Source organism: Krasilnikovia sp. MM14-A1259, from assembly GCF_047159535.1.
Classification (GTDB): Bacteria; Actinomycetota; Actinomycetes; order Mycobacteriales; family Micromonosporaceae; genus Actinoplanes.
This window is the reverse complement of the sequence record NZ_BAAGAJ010000002.1, coordinates 3443264-3457857: the sequence shown is the minus strand read 5'-3', so window position 1 is coordinate 3457857 and position 14594 is coordinate 3443264. Positions and strand designations below refer to the sequence as shown.

Annotated in this window: 13 protein-coding genes; 6 read left to right on the top strand and 7 right to left on the bottom strand. The window is 72.0% G+C overall.

The window, feature by feature from the left end; genetic code table 11:
- Positions 1–3: 3 nt before the first annotated feature.
- Positions 4–366, bottom strand: coding sequence for a hypothetical protein (locus tag ACMCNK_RS15410; protein WP_412737095.1), 363 nt, complete (start codon positions 364–366; stop codon positions 4–6).
- A gap of 356 nt (positions 367–722) precedes the next feature.
- Between ACMCNK_RS15410 and ACMCNK_RS15405 the strand changes: the two genes are divergently transcribed.
- Both ACMCNK_RS15405 and ACMCNK_RS15400 read left to right on the top strand, forming a co-directional pair.
- Entirely contained in the window at positions 723–1754 is a 1032-nt protein-coding gene (locus tag ACMCNK_RS15405; RefSeq protein WP_412740867.1) for a 3-isopropylmalate dehydrogenase, read from the top strand.
- Between the two features lie 167 nt (positions 1755–1921).
- Entirely contained in the window at positions 1922–3019 is a 1098-nt protein-coding gene (locus tag ACMCNK_RS15400) for a branched-chain amino acid aminotransferase (RefSeq protein WP_412737094.1), read from the top strand.
- 42 nt (positions 3020–3061) lie between these two features.
- Here the strand turns inward: ACMCNK_RS15400 and ACMCNK_RS15395 are convergent, their stop codons facing one another.
- A complete protein-coding gene (locus ACMCNK_RS15395; protein WP_412737093.1) occupies positions 3062–3811 on the bottom strand; it encodes a tyrosine-protein phosphatase in 750 nt (249 codons plus the stop codon).
- Positions 3812–4012: 201 nt separating this feature from the next.
- On the opposite strand from ACMCNK_RS15395, the gene cimA reads away from it, so the two are divergent.
- Complete coding sequence (gene cimA / locus ACMCNK_RS15390) at positions 4013–5599, top strand: citramalate synthase (RefSeq protein ID WP_412737092.1); 1587 nt, start codon at positions 4013–4015, stop codon at positions 5597–5599.
- A 64-nt stretch (positions 5600–5663) separates the two neighbouring features.
- Here the strand turns inward: cimA and ACMCNK_RS15385 are convergent, their stop codons facing one another.
- Complete coding sequence (locus tag ACMCNK_RS15385; protein ID WP_412737091.1) at positions 5664–6671, bottom strand: endonuclease/exonuclease/phosphatase family protein; 1008 nt, start codon at positions 6669–6671, stop codon at positions 5664–5666.
- Positions 6672–6812: 141 nt separating this feature from the next.
- Positions 6813–8297: a hypothetical protein gene (locus ACMCNK_RS15380; RefSeq protein ID WP_412737090.1), complete on the bottom strand. Its 1485-nt coding sequence runs from the start codon at positions 8295–8297 to the stop codon at positions 6813–6815.
- 250 nt (positions 8298–8547) lie between these two features.
- On the opposite strand from ACMCNK_RS15380, the gene ACMCNK_RS15375 reads away from it, so the two are divergent.
- Positions 8548–9531, top strand: coding sequence for a phosphotransferase family protein (locus ACMCNK_RS15375; protein ID WP_412737089.1), 984 nt, complete (start codon positions 8548–8550; stop codon positions 9529–9531).
- A gap of 54 nt (positions 9532–9585) precedes the next feature.
- Here ACMCNK_RS15375 and ACMCNK_RS15370 read toward each other — a convergent pair whose 3' ends face one another.
- Together ACMCNK_RS15370 and ACMCNK_RS15365 are read right to left on the bottom strand one after the other, a co-directional pair.
- A complete protein-coding gene (locus ACMCNK_RS15370; protein WP_412737088.1) occupies positions 9586–10932 on the bottom strand; it encodes a M16 family metallopeptidase in 1347 nt (448 codons plus the stop codon).
- Complete coding sequence (locus ACMCNK_RS15365) at positions 10929–12242, bottom strand: M16 family metallopeptidase (RefSeq protein WP_412737087.1); 1314 nt, start codon at positions 12240–12242, stop codon at positions 10929–10931. Before ACMCNK_RS15365 ends, ACMCNK_RS15370 begins: the two co-directional genes overlap by 4 nt.
- A gap of 152 nt (positions 12243–12394) precedes the next feature.
- On the opposite strand from ACMCNK_RS15365, the gene arfB reads away from it, so the two are divergent.
- Positions 12395–12820, top strand: coding sequence for an alternative ribosome rescue aminoacyl-tRNA hydrolase ArfB (arfB, locus tag ACMCNK_RS15360; protein WP_412737086.1), 426 nt, complete (start codon positions 12395–12397; stop codon positions 12818–12820).
- 63 nt (positions 12821–12883) lie between these two features.
- Here arfB and ACMCNK_RS15355 read toward each other — a convergent pair whose 3' ends face one another.
- Positions 12884–13078, bottom strand: a complete 195-nt coding sequence (locus tag ACMCNK_RS15355) for a DUF397 domain-containing protein (protein WP_412737085.1) — start codon at positions 13076–13078, stop codon at positions 12884–12886.
- A gap of 490 nt (positions 13079–13568) precedes the next feature.
- Between ACMCNK_RS15355 and ACMCNK_RS15350 the strand changes: the two genes are divergently transcribed.
- Positions 13569–14582 (top strand): aldo/keto reductase, encoded by a 1014-nt coding sequence (locus tag ACMCNK_RS15350; protein ID WP_412737084.1) that lies wholly within the window; start codon positions 13569–13571, stop codon positions 14580–14582.
- The last annotated feature ends 12 nt before the right edge of the window (positions 14583–14594 follow it).

Genomic DNA, 14594 nt, shown 5'->3' with positions numbered 1-14594 from the left:
GGTTCAGTGCACGCGGGCCGGTGGCGGGTAGACCGTGCCGTCCTGCAGGTCGAGCAGGTCCAGGTTCAGTTCGCCGGCCAGCCGTTCGATGGTCTCCAGCACGACGTCCGGGCAGTCCTCGGCGAGCCGCATCTGGATGTGGTCCGCCGCGGCGTGCAGCGGGGCGGCGGCCCAGGGGGAACCGGGGGCCTTGGCGCGCGCTCCGCGGTCGGGGTAGTCGCGGGTCAGCGCGTCGTAGAACGCCACGACGCGGGGGTCGGCGGGGCGCTGCGGGTGCTCGCCGCGGGCGCACCGCGCGTTGGCCGCGCGCACCGCGTCCGGCATGTCCGTGTTGTCCATGGCCCACACCACGAGGTCGAAACTCACCGGCGGATGATGCCACACGGTCCGGCGCGGTTGCGGATCCTTGCGGCGACACGCGGGGGCATGCGTCTTGCGTGACATAAGTCCGCATCGCTAGCGTTAGTCCTGCCGCACGGCCGGGCCGGGCTCGTCTTCGGGTGACGCGTCCGCGTGCTGTCCGCGCGGCGTACACCCCGGCGGGCGCGAGCCAATGCGTACTCGTCGTGACTGCCCCCGCGATCTTGCCGTGATTCGCGGGGGCTTTCGCGTGTGCGGCTCCTGAACGATTACTCGGCCGTATGGTGGGACCGCCGTACCGGAGAACGGGACACGCCGTTAGGCTTCAGCGGAGTCGGCTGAACGAGGGAGTGGACGTGACGGTGGCGCGGATCGCGGTGGTGGCCGGCGACGGCATCGGGACCGAGGTGACCGCGCAGGCCCGTAAGGTCCTCGACGCCGTGCTGCCCGGCCTGGCGTACTCGGAGTACGACCTCGGCGCCCGCCTCTACCACCGCACCGGCGAGATCCTGCCGTCCGCGGTCCAGCAGGAGCTGGCGGGCCACGACGCGATCCTGCTCGGCGCGATCGGCGACCCCAGCGTCCCGCCCGGCGTGCTGGAGCGCGGCCTGCTGCTCAGGCTGCGCTTCGACTTCGACCAGTACGTGAACCTGCGCCCCTCCCGCCTGTGGCCCGGCACCACCAGCCCGCTGGCCGGCGTGAAGGCCGGCGAGATCGACATGGTCGTGGTCCGCGAGGGCACCGAGGGCCTGTACGTCGGCGCCGGCGGCGTCCTGCACCGCGACACCCCGGCCGAGATCGCCACCGAGGAGAGCCTGAACACCCGCCACGGCGTCGAGCGGGTCATCCGCGACGCGTTCGCCCGGGCCGCCCGCCGCGAACGCCGCCACCTGACCCTGGTGCACAAGACGAACGTGCTGACCCACGCGGGCGGCCTGTGGGCGCGCACCTTCGCCGCGGTCGCCGCCGAATTCCCGAACGTCTCCACCGAGTACCAGCACATCGACGCGGCCAGCATGTTCATGGTCAGCAACCCGCAGCGCTACGACGTCATCGTGACGGACAACCTGTTCGGGGACATCCTGACCGACATCGCCGCGGCCGTCACCGGTGGCATCGGCATGGCCGCCAGCGGCTCGGTCAACCCCGAGCGGCGGTACCCGTCGACGTTCGAGCCGGTGCACGGCTCCGCGCCGGACATCGCGGGTCAGGGCATCGCCGACCCGGCCGCCGCCATCCTCTCCGCCTCCCTGCTGGTGGAGCATCTCGGCCGCCCCGACGAGGCCCGCCGAGTATCCGAGGCGGTCGCAGCCGAGGTCGCGTCCCGCACGCCGGGCGCGCCGCTGCGTACCGCCGAGGTCGGGGACCGGGTCGCCGCTGCCGCGGCCGCCTGAGCGGTCCCACCCGAGCCACCGCTGCGCCCTGCCGTCCGCTCCCGTGCGGCCGGCCGATGGCGCCCACCCCGCCGATGGTCGGCATGAACGACCGTTCGGGGTAAGTTCATGGGCACCACGGGTGCCCCCGACGCTCGCTCATTCATGAAGAAAGCAGGTCACGTGCCATGAGTGGTGGTGACAACCTCGATTTCGAGATCCGTCCGCATGCGGCGCCGGTCGCTGACGCCGAGCGGACCGCGCTGCTCGCCAACCCCGGTTTCGGGCAGGTCTTCACGGACCACATGGTCACCATCCGCTACGCCGACGGCAAGGGGTGGTACGAACCGCGCGTCGAGGCCCGCGCCCCGATCCCGATGGACCCGGCCAGTGCGGTGCTGCACTACGCCCAGGAGATCTTCGAGGGCCTGAAGGCGTACACCACCCCGGACGGCGGGGTCGCCATGTTCCGGCCGGACGCCAACGCGGCCCGGTTCGCCGCCTCGGCGCAGCGGATGGCCATGCCGGCGCTGCCGACCGGCATGTTCCTGGAGTCGCTGCGCCAGATCATTCGCATCGACCGGCAGTGGCTGCCCCAGATCGAGGACGGCAGCCTCTACCTGCGCCCGTTCGCGTTCGCCTCCGAGGTGTTCCTCGGCGTGCGTCCGGCCCGTGAGTACCTTTTCCTGGTCATCGCGTCGCCCGCGGGGGCGTATTTCAGCGGCGGGCTCAAGCCGGTCACGCTGTGGGTCTCCCCGGACTACACCCGGGCGGCCCCGGGCGGCACCGGCGCGGCCAAGTGCGGCGGCAACTACGCGGCCGGTCTCGCCGCCCAGGCCGAGGCCATCGAGCACGGCTGCGACCAGGTGGTGTATCTGGACGCGGTGGAGCGGACGTACATCGACGAGCTGGGCGGCATGAACGTCTTCTTCGTGATGGACGACGGCAGTCTGGCCACCCCGCCGCTGACCGGCACGATCCTGCCGGGCATCACCCGCGAATCGGTCATCAAGCTGGCCGAGAAGGCCGGCCGGAAGGTCGAGGAGCGCAAGGTCAGCTTCGAGGAGTGGCGGACCGGCGCCGCATCCGGGCGGATCCGCGAGGCATTCGCCTGCGGCACCGCCGCGGTCATCACGCCGATCGGCACGGTCCGGTTCCCGGACGGCGAGTTCACGGTCGCCGACGGGGGCACCGGCCCGGTCACCGCCGCGCTGCGCCAGGAACTGGTCGACATCCAGCGCTGCCGCGCCGCGGACCCGTTCGGCTGGGTGCACCGGGTGCTCTGATGCCGATCGCCGCGCGCCCGCGACCCGGGCGCGCGGCGGCGCTCAGGCGGTGCCCTCCAGCAGGTGGCCGCGGAGCGTGGCGATGTCGTCGTCGGTGACGCCGATGTCGCGGGCGTACGCCTCGACCGAGCCGTGCCGGTCCCGCAGATCCGCCAGGAACAGCCGCATCGCCGCCGCGGGGGAGTCGAACATGTGCTCGTTGCCCCGCACCACCTCGGGGTTGGTCCGCAACAGGTGCGCGGTCAGCGACGCCATCGCCGGCTCCGTCAGCGCGTAGTCGGCGGCGATGTCCGCGTCGGACACCCCCAGCAGTGCCAGCGCCAGCGCGCACACCGTGCCCGTACGGTCCTTGCCGGCCATGCAGTGCACCACGACCGGGGCCGCCGCCGGGTCGGCGAGGATGCGCAGCGACTCGGCGAGCGCCTTGTGGCCGTCCTCGGTGAAATTCAGGTAGCGGTCGGCCAGCCACCGCTCGTGCACCGTGCCCTCCGGGTACGCGACCTGCTCCCAGTCGACGTGCTCCAGCACGATGTTGCGGTAGTCCAGCGTGTCGCTGTGCGGCACCCGGCCGTGCCGCTCCACCTCGAACGGCCGGCGCAGGTCGATGACCGTACGCACTCCCAGCGCGGTGAACGCCTCCGTGTCCGCGGCGCCGAGACGGTGCAGCGAGTCGGCGCGGAACAGCCGCCGCCAGCGCACCGTGCGGCCACCGAGACCGCGGTAGCCACCCACGTCTCGGAAGTTGTAGGTGGTCGAGAAGTCCAGGTTCCGGGAGTACGGTTCCGCAGCCACCCTGACAACCTAGCCTTCCCGGATTCTGGACTACGGCCCCATCTACGGGCTGTTGGTGGCATGCTTCCTTGCGTGACCCACTCCGTGCTGATTATTCGCACCTAGCGCGCCGGCCGACTGTTTTCGCCGACGCGCAGACCTCCCGCATCCGCGGGGGGTCTTTTTGTTGTGGGCCACCCGCCTGCAGAGAGGACATCCGCCATGACCTACCAGGTGTTCGACACGACGCTGCGCGACGGCGGGCAGCGCGAGGGCATCAGCTACTCGGTCGCCGACAAGCTCGCCGTGGCCCGGCTGCTGGACGAGTTCGGGGTGGGTTTCATCGAGGGCGGCTGGCCGGGCGCGATGCCCAAGGACACCGAGTTCTTCCGGCGTGCCCGTACCGAGCTGGAGCTGCGGCACGCGGTGCTGGTGGCGTTCGGCGCGACCCGCAAGGCGGGGGTCGACGTGGCCGACGATCCGCAGGTGCAGGCGCTGCTGGACGCCGAGACCCCGGTGGTGTGCGTGGTGGCGAAGTCCGACATCCGGCACGTCGAGCGGGCGCTGCGCACCACCGGCGAGGAGAACCTCGCCATGGTCCGCGACACCGTGGCCCACCTGGTGGCCAACGGCCGCCGCGCGTTCGTCGACTGCGAGCACTTCTTCGACGGTTTCCGGTACGACCCCGACTACACCGCCTCGGTGGTGCGGGCCGCGTTCGAGGCGGGCGCGGAGCGGGTCGTCATGTGCGACACCAACGGCGGCATGCTGCCGTCCCTGGTCACCGCCGCGATCAACGACGTGGTGCAGCGGGCCGGGGTGAGCGCGGACCGGCTCGGCATCCACTGCCAGAACGACACGTCGTGCGCGGTCGCCAACACCATCGCCGCGGTCGAGGCGGGGGTCTGCCATTTCCAGTGCACCGCCAACGGGTACGGCGAACGTCCCGGCAACGCCGACCTGTTCGCGGTCGTCGCGAACCTGCAACTCAAGCTCGGGCTGAAGGTCCTACCGGACGGATGCCTGGAACAGGCGACGCGCGTGTCCAACGCGCTCGCCGAGATCGCCAACATCGCCCCCGACACCCACCAGGCATACGTCGGGGCCGCCGCCTTCGCCCACAAGGCCGGGCTGCACGCGAGCGCGATCAAGGTGGATCCGCTGCTCTACAACCACGTCGACCCGTCGGTGGTGGGCAACGACATGCGGATCCTGGTGACGGAGATGGCCGGCCGGGCCAGCATCGAGCTCAAGAGCCGCGAGCTCGGGCTGGACCTGGCCGGCCACCCGGAGACGCTGACCACGGTCACGCAGAAGGTGAAGGACCTGGAGGCGGGCGGTTGGTCGTTCGAGGCCGCGGACGCGTCGTTCGAACTGCTGGTGCGCGGGGAACTGCCCGGCGAGGCACTGGTGCGGCCGTTCACGCTGGAGTCGTACCGGGTGCTGGTCGAGCACCGCGAGGACGGCGCGGTGGTCTCGGAGGCCACGGTCAAGGTCCGGGTACGCGGCGAGCGCGTGATCGCCACCGCGGAGGGCAACGGCCCGGTCAACGCGCTCGACGAGGCGCTGCGGGTGGCACTGTCGAAGCACTACCCGCAGTTGCGCACGTTCGAGCTGGCCGACTACAAGGTGCGCATCCTGGAGGGCTCGCACGGCACCGGGGCGATCACCCGGGTGCTGCTGGAGACGTCCGACGGCCCCCGCGAATGGACCACGGTCGGCGTGCACGAGAACGTGGTCGAGGCGAGCTGGCACGCGCTCACCGACGCACTCACGTACGGCCTGTCCCGCTCCAACAGCCCGGCCTGACCCGCGTCCCGGCCCGGGCGCCGCGGTTTCGGGCGCCCGGGCCGGGGCGGGGCCGGCCTCGGTGTCACGGGTTCGGGAGGCGCAGGTCGGCGAGGACCGCGCGGTGGTCGCTGTGGGGCAGGCCGTGGACCGAGACGTCGGCCACCCCGATGCGCTCGTCCACCAGGACATGGTCGATGGTCACCGGAGGCAGCCGGGGGTCCGCGTACGGGCCCCAGGTGCCGATCAGGCCCTTGCCCGTGGCGTCGGCTGCATCCCGGTAGCCGTGCGAGACGACCGTGCGCAGCGCCCTGTGATCCAGCGTCGAGTTGAAGTCGCCCATCAGGACGCGCAGCGGGCCGCTCGCCTCGGCGTGCGGCTGGGCCTGCAGGTCCGAACGCCACTTGGGCAGGACGTCCACGGCGAACGGCGCGAGCGGGTGCGCCGACTCGAACGTGACGGGCCGGGCGCCGGGCGGCTGAATCGTCCCGTACGCCTGCTGGAAGCCGCCGCCGTTGTGACGCACGCCCGGCGCGACGATCGGGTATCGCGAGTACAGCGCCGAGCCGGTGGCGCCGTTCTCGTCGCCGCCGATGGGCAGTGCCAGCGACGAGTACGGCAGCAGCTGGTCCAGCCCCGCCGTGGCGAGCGCCGTCCGGGCCGCCCCGGTGTACTCCTGCAGCGCCAGCACCGCCACGTCGTTCTCGCGGACCAGCCGGACGATCGTCGCCGGGTCGGCGTGCCCGACGTACATGTTGCCGGTCAGCACGTGCAGCGTGACGCCGGTCTGCGGGCCGCGGTCGTGATCGGCCATGGATCGCGGCAGCACGCACACGATCAGGAGTGCGGCGCTGACCGTGGCGACCGCGGCGGTCAGCCAGCGGCGGGCGGCGAACGCCAGCAGGGCGGGCACCACCGCCCAGGCAGCCACGTACGGGGTGAAGGCGAACAACTGCACCAGCGAGTCGCGTTCCCATCCGCCGAACCGCACCACCGCCCAGGCGGCGCCGGGCAGCAGCAGCACCCACAACAGCACGGTGCGCAGGACCCTGCGGGCCGGGCGGGTGGTGGGGGGCGAACCGGTGATTGTCACGGCACGACGTTATCCGGTGCCCGCCAGACGTGCCGAACCGCAATATCCGCCGCAGACCGGTCACCAGCGCGGTCGCGGCGCGGCACGGCCCCCCGTCAGCCGTGCCGCGGACCGCCCCCGTCCGCCCGGGCGGGCAGACACTCACCGGTACGGGTTGAAGCCCTGCCCGGCCATCAGGAACCATGCGGTCGCACCCACGTGCTGACGTGGGAAGTAGCCGAACCGGAACCCGGTGTCGAACGCGCTGGTGGCCGCGACGATGCCGGATTGCGCGGGCAGCGAGGTGCCGGTCCACGTGCCGCCCTCGCCGGGGTTGGACAGCCGTCCGTCCTGCGGGTCGGCGGTGAGCCCGACGGTCTGCCCGCCGCCGAGCTGTTCCTGCGCGACGACGGTCTCGTGCAGCAGCCGCCGGGCCAGGACTGCGTCGCCGGGCCGGCCGCGCTTGAGCAGCGCCAGCGCGGCGTGCCCGTTGCCTTCCAGCCACACCGCGCGCGGGTCGTTGGGCAGGTCGCTGTTGGGTACGGTCCCGGTCGCGGTCTTCGCCGCGGTGCTGTACGTCAGCCCGGAGATCTTGATGCCCGGCGGGAGCTGGGAGCCGACGCCGCCGTCGGTGTTCCACAGGTGCTCGATCGCCCAGTCGACGGCGGTGTCGTGGCCGCGGTCGCAGAACCCGAGCAGCGCCCAGGTCTGCACGTCCTCGGGGACGTTGCCGGTATTGATCTGGTTGGGGTCCTCGCCCTCGTTGCCGCCGAGGGTGCCGGTCCAGAAGTGCCCGCCGGCCGGGTTCCACATGGCCTGGATGAAGTCCGCCGCGACTGTGGCCCGGCGGGTCCACTGCCGGTCCCGGGTCAGCTTCGCGAGCAGCGCGAACAGGGCGTACACATCGATGTTGTGTTCCGTGGCGGTCCAGCGCTGCGCGGTGACGCCGTCGGCCTGCCGGCCGCCGTGGTAGCCCCCGTACCGGTACTGGGAGGTCTGGTCGGCGACCCATCGGCCGAGCGCGACCGCGCCGTCGAGGTACTTGGTGATCCGGGTGTCGACGTAGAGCTGGGCGAGGGCGAGCGCGGTCCAGGCCAGGTCGCCGGTGGACGAGCCGCCGAAGCCGAACGGGTGCAGGATCGCCGCCTTGCCGTCCGCGCGCTTGAGGCCGGGGAAGTAAGGGCCGCCGCCGTAGAAGAGCATCGGGCCGGACGCGTACGCCTGGCGTACCCGGCCGTCGCTGAACGCGTCGTCGTTGGCCTGGACCCAGAGCAGCGCGTCGCCGATCAGCCGGGCGCGGCGCACGTTGGCGATGGTGGGGTTGGCCAGGTAGGCAAGGACGGCGAGCGCGTTGTCGTACACGAAAGCGCTGGTCATCAGGCCGCTCTCGTTGTTGTACGACTGCAGCAGCCGCGGCTCGCCGCCCTTGACGTAGGCGTCCTGCACGACGTCGAGATACCGGTACGCCCGGCTGACCGGCGCGGCCAGGGAACGGTCGACCAGGTGGCGGGCGGCGTAGCCGCCGGCGATCGCGGCGTCCGGGGAGAACAGCGGTGCCGCCATGGTGGCGGCGGCCGCGGCGGCGGGCAGCGCCAGCAGGCGGCGGCGGGACAGGGGAGCGGTGGGGGTGGGCCGGGCGGCGGGCATGGACGCTCCTGTCGGGGGAGTGTGAGAGCGCTCTCACGAGCGTGCAGCAGGTATTGAAACTCGTACGTCACGTTCTGGCAACCCGCGACAACGTTGTCAGTTCCACCGATCGGCGGGTTCCGGATGGATCGCCTGCTCGCTGCCGACCGTACGTATTCGTTTGTGGCGTGATGTCCGATCGGGCAGCATGGCCCGGGCTCGCGGGCGGGTGCCTCCCGCCGCCACCGCGGCTTCCTCCCACGAAAGGATCATGATGCGGACGTTCCTCACGACGGACGACGTCCGGGACCTCGCCGCCGAGGTCTGCGGCACCGACCGGCGCATCGAGGCCCTGGACCGGCTCGCCGGTGGCACCAAGAAGGGCGTCTACCGGTTGACGCTGGACGACCGGACCACCGTGGTGCTGTACGTGTGGGCGCCCGGCGAGAACTATTGGCCGCCATCCGAGACGGTGCCCGATGATCCGTTCACCGACGCCTCCGGCGCGGAGCTGTTCGCCGTCAGCCACGCCGCCCTCGCCGAGGCCGGGGTGCGCGTTCCGCGGCTGCTGATGCTCGACCGCGACGGGCGGCACCTCGACGCCGACGTCGCGGTCGTCGAGGACGCCGGTGGGCGCAAGCTCGAGGAGCTGCTGGACAGCGATCCCGCTGCGGCCGCCGCGCCGCTGGCCGCGCTCGGTGACGCGCTACGCCGCATGCACACCACGCGCGGCGAGCGCTACGGCAAGCTTGCCGCCATCGCCTGCGACACCGCGCCGCAGACCCGGCCGACGGAGGACATCATCGTCGACCGGGCAATGGCGCACCTCGCCGCGTCGGCGGCCCGCGACACCCGCCTGGCCGAGGCGCACGAGCGGATCGCCGCGCACGTGCGGCACCTCCGGAGCACGGTGACGCCCCGCCAGTCGTACGTCCTGGTGCACGGCGAACTCGGCCCGGACCACGTTCTCGTCACGCCGTCCGGCGAACCCGTGATGATCGACTTCGAGGGACTGACCTACTTCGACGCCGAGTGGGAGCATGCCTGGCTGCAGCTGCGGTTCGGCACGGCGTACCCGGCATTGCACCCGGTGGAACTCGACCCGGACCGCCTGGAGCTCTACCGGTACGCGCAGGTCCTGTCGCTCGTCGAGGGGCCGCTGCGCATCGCGGACACCGACTTCCCCGATCGGCAGTGGATGCTCGACCTCGCCGAGTGGAACATCGTCAAGGCACTCGCTGCCGTCACCCCATGACGGCCACGGCGTGGTGCTCCGGGCTCCGCGAGGCCCGGAGCACCCACCGGCGGATCACACGGTCGCGTCGACGATGTCGCCGATCTTCGCGGCGGTCAGATCGTCGCGGATCTGCGCGGCGTCGCCCTCGACGACCAGCGTCATCCCCTCGGGATTGAGGTGCTCCGCAGCCGCAGCCGACACCTCGTCGACCGTCGCCTCCAGCAACTGGCGGCGCAGCGTCGCGTGGTAGTCGTCCGGCAGACCGTGGATCACCAGCGTCGCCAGCGCGGATGCGATCGCCCCGGGGGTCTGCATCTCCACGGTCAACTGGCCCGCCCGCCACGTGCGCGCCACCGCCAACTCGTCCTCCGTCACGCCGCCCTGGCGCATCAGCGAGATCTCGCCGACCGTGTCCGTCAGCGCCGGGACGGTCACCGCGGTCTGCACGGCGGAACTGACCCCGAACCTGCCGAACCGCTTGGTCAGTGCGAACTCGCCACGGATCCCGTACGTGTAGCCGCGCACCTCGCGGATCAGATGGTTGAGCCGCGAGGTGAACGCGCCCCCCAGCACGGTCGCGGCCAGCGTCATCGGCACATAGTCCGGGTGCGCCCGGTGCGGCGCCCGGTGCCCCAGCCGCAGCGTCGACTGCACGCTGCCGGGCCGGTCCACCAGCACCACCCGGCGGCTCGCACGCACCGGCACCCCCAGCACACCGCCCTCGGGTTCCGGACCGGCCGCGGTGCCCGCGAACGCGGCAGCGGCGAGCGCGTCCAGGTCCAGCACCTCCAGATCACCGGCGACCAGCAGTACCCCCGGACGGCGCAGCCACTGCGCGTGGAAACCGGTCACGTCCTCGACCGTCACCGCCGCCACCGACGCCGGGTCGCCGTGCGGCGGGCGGCCGTACCGCTCGGCTGCGCCGAACAGATCGGCGCGCAGCGCGGCGTCCGCGCGCGGGCCCGGCTGCGCCCACTCCATCCGCAGCGCGCTCACCTCGTCGTCGCGCACCCTGATCACGTCGGCCTCGTCCAACCTCGGCGTACGGGTCGCCTCGGCCAGCAGTTCCACCGCCGGGACCAGCACCCCGGCCGGCACGGAAACGCTCGCCTGGAACGTGTCCCAGTCGACCGAAGTGGACAGCTCGGCGCCCAGCCCCTCCAGCGCCAGCGCGTACGCTGCGGAGTCCCGTGCCGTCGTACCCTCCTCCAGGCACTTGGCGAGCACGGTCGCGGTGCCCTCCCGCCCGGCGGACTCCCGGGCCGCGCCCGCGTCCAGCAACAGCGCCGCCGTCGCCAGCGACTGACCGGGCAGATGCGCGGCCACCACCTGGCCACCCGCGATCTCCCGGCGGGTGATCGCCGGGAACGTGTACGGGCGCACGCGCCCCGGCCCGGGCCGATCGGCGACGAGGCTCATGAGGTCTCCTTCGGCAGGTAGGTCAGGGTGACGCGGGACTCGGGACGCAGCACCTGCGCGGCCACGTCGGCGATGTCCCCGGCGGTGACGGCCCGCCAGGCCGGCAGCCGGTACGCGGCCGCCCCCGGATCGCCGAACTGGGTGGCGTACCGGCCGAGCGTGTCGGCCCGGCCGCCCACCGTGGACACCTGCCGCCACCACGCGGTGGTCAGCAGCGCCTTGGCCCGGTCCAGTTCCGCGTCCGTCACCGGCTCGGTGGCCAGGCTGTCCACCACCTCCGCCAGGCCCTCCTCCAGCGTCTGCGCGCTCACCCCGTCTTTGGCGGTGGCCGTGACGATCAGCGGGGCGGGCGCGTGCGCCAGGTCCACGCCGTACGCGCCCACATAGTCCGGCTGGGCGATCCGGGCGCCGTCGGCGAGCCGCTGGTACAGCCGGCTGCCGCGACCGCTGCCCAGGACCGCCGCGAGCACGGTCACCGTGTCGTACCCGGCCGTGCCGAACGCGTGGGTGCGGTGCGCCAGATAGATCCGCGGGGCCGGGACGGTACCGGTGACCGTGTCCCGGGCCGGCTCGGCGGGCGGTCCGCTCAGATGCCCGCTCGGCGCGGCCGGGATGTCCGGCACCGGGGGCAACGCCCCGAAATACCGCTCCGCAAGCGCGAACACGTCATCCGGCGCGGCGTCGCCGACCACGGTGAGCACCGCGTTGTTCGGGGCGTAGTAGCGCTGGTGGAACGCCTGGAACACCTCCAGCGCGGCCGCGTTCAGGTCCTCCATCGACCCGATCGTCGCGTGATGGTACGGGTGCCCCACCGGGTACAGCAGCGGCAGCAGGCGCAGCCACGCATCGCCGTACGGAACGTTCTCGTAGCGCTGGCGCCGCTCGTTCTTGACCACCTCGCGCTGGTTGTCCAGAGTCTCCTGGGTCAGCGCGGGGACCAGGCCGCCCATCCGGTCCGCCTCCAGCCACAGCGCCAGTTCCAGGTGCTCCGCCGGTACGGTCTCGAAGTAGTTGGTGCGGTCCGGGTTCGTGGTGGCGTTCAGCGAGCCGCCGGAGCCCTGCACCAGGCGCATGTGCTCGGTCTTCGCCACGTTGAGCGAACCCTCGAACATCAGGTGCTCGAAGAGGTGCGCGAAACCGGTCTGGCCGGGCGGCTCGTGGCGCGAGCCGACGTCGTACCACAGATTGACGCAGACCACCGGGGCGCTGCGATCCTCACTGACGACGACGCGCAGCCCGTTGGCCAGGCGCGTGGTTTCGATGGGCCACGGATAGCCGGTCGCCGTGACCGGGGTGGGCTGTGCAGACACGCAACCTCCTTGGGTGCGGGAAACCCCGCCGGCGTCCAGTATCTCCATCCCCGGGCAACCTCGTCGTGCCTAGCCCGATTCGACCGTCTTGCGGCGACGCGATGATCCACAACTGCGTAGCGGGGCAGCGGCCCGGATGGAATGCTGATCGCGTGCCGGACGACGTACAGGTGAACGAGCGACTGACGATCCCGGCCGCCGAGCTGTCCTGGCGCTTCTCGCGGTCGAGCGGCCCCGGCGGCCAGGGCGTCAACACGACCGACTCGCGCGTCGAGCTGTCGTGGGACCTGGCCGGTTCCGAGCTGCTGCCCGCCGCGCTGCGCGAGCGCGCCGTGGTGCGGCTCGGCGGCCGGCTGGTCAACGGCGTGCTCACGGTCACCGCGTCCGAGCACCGTTCCCAGTTGCGCAACCGGGAGGCCGCCGCGGCCCGGCTCGCCGGTCTGGTGGCCGGGGCCATCGTGCCGCCGCCACGGGTGCGGCGGGCCACCAAGCCGTCACGCGGCGCTGTGGAACGGCGGATCGCCGACAAGAAACGCCGCAGCCAGGTCAAGCGCGGCCGCCGCGGCGAGATGGACTGACTACCGCAAACGCGGGTCTACGGGTTCCAATGACGGTGGATTGTTGGACGGCGGTGGCAGATCTCAGAGATCGAATTCGCCGTCCTTCACGGCGCCGATGAACGCGGCCCACTCGCCTGACGTGAAGACGAGTGCGCTGCCGTCTCGGTCCTTGGTGTCCCGCACGGCGACCATGCCGGGCAGGTTGTCGGCCACCTCCACACAGTTGTCACTGCCGCTGCGGGTGCTCTTGCGCCAGCGCGCACCGGTGAGATCCATCGGACGCTCCTTCCCTATGCGGACTCAGCCGCCTCACTGATCATTCTCAACGTGTCGTCCGGGCTCAACGCCTGTGCGGTGAGCCGTTGGAAGCTTGACAGCAACAACGAATGGAAGGCATACCGGCGGACCGGCCCGGCCGCACCTGGGCGGCTTCTCGGGACGTACCCGAAGACCTCGGCGATTCGCCGAATCCTCGATGCCGAGCCGACGTAGCCGCTGGTGGGCGCACCGTCGCTGACAGGGCGATGTAAGCGATCTGAAAGCGCTCCTGATTAGCGTCGATCTCGAACGCGGCGGACTCGGGCAGAGCAACCTCCCGGTACGTCACGACGGCAGCTCGTGCCCGCAGGCCGTGGGCGTACGCAGCTCAACGGGGGCAGGTGCCGCGCGATGGTGCGGCGCCTGGCCGTCGACGTCGCGTTCGCATGTGCCCACCCGATGCAGACGCATCCGGCGCGGGCGGCCGATCGAAGGACGGGGACGGTCGATGGTGACGCGGCAACTGGGCAGCACGGGATACGAGGTCGGCGCGATCGGTCTCGGCTGCATGGGTATGAGCTGGGCGTATCAGGAGTCCAGCCGGGACGACGACCGTTCGGTCGAGGTGATCAGGGCGGCCGTCGACCTCGGCGTCACGTTCCTCGACACCGCCGACATCTACGGTGACGGGCACAACGAACGCCTGCTCGGTCGCGCCCTCACGGGCCGCCGTTCCCGCGTGGTGCTCGCCACGAAGGTCGGCCTCGTCGTGGACGACCTCGCCAGCAAGACGATGCACCGGGACGGCTCACCCGCGTACCTCGCGGCTGCCGTCGAGGCGAGCCTGCAGCGGCTCGGCACGGATGTCATCGACCTCTGCTATCTGCACCGGGTGGATCCGGCCGTGCCGCTCGCCGAGAGCTGGGGCGCGCTGGCGGAACTGGTCCGCGCCGGAAAGGTCCGGCACCTCGGGCTGTCCGAGGTGAGTGTCGCCGAGGCCGCCGAGGCACACGCCGTGCACCCGGTGGCTGCGGTCCAGTCGGAACTGTCGCTGTGGACCCGCATCGCGCTGGGCGAGACGGACGCCGTACCCGAATCCGAGCCCGTGGGCGGCGCCGGCCACGCCCGGCCGGGCGACGTCGTCGGCTGGTGCGCGGCGAACGGGGCCGCGTTCGTGCCGTTCGCGCCGCTCGGTCGCGGATTCCTGACCGGTGTGCTGCACAGCGCGACGTTCGAGGCGTCGGACCTCCGGGCCCGGGCGCCGCGGTTCCAAAGGGATGCGCTGGCCGTGAATCTGCGCATCGTGGACGTCATCCGTACGGTCGCCGACCGCCGGGATGCCACCCCCGCCCAGGTCGCCATCGCGTGGGTGCTGGCGCAGGGCGACCACGTCGTGCCGATCCCGGGCACCAAGAACCTGCGGTACCTGCGGGAGAACGTCGCCGCCGCCGAGGTGGAGCTCGGCGCGCAGGACCTGGCCGCGCTGGCCGCGGCCCCGGCTGCCGTCGGCAGCCGGTACTGAATCGAAACCACA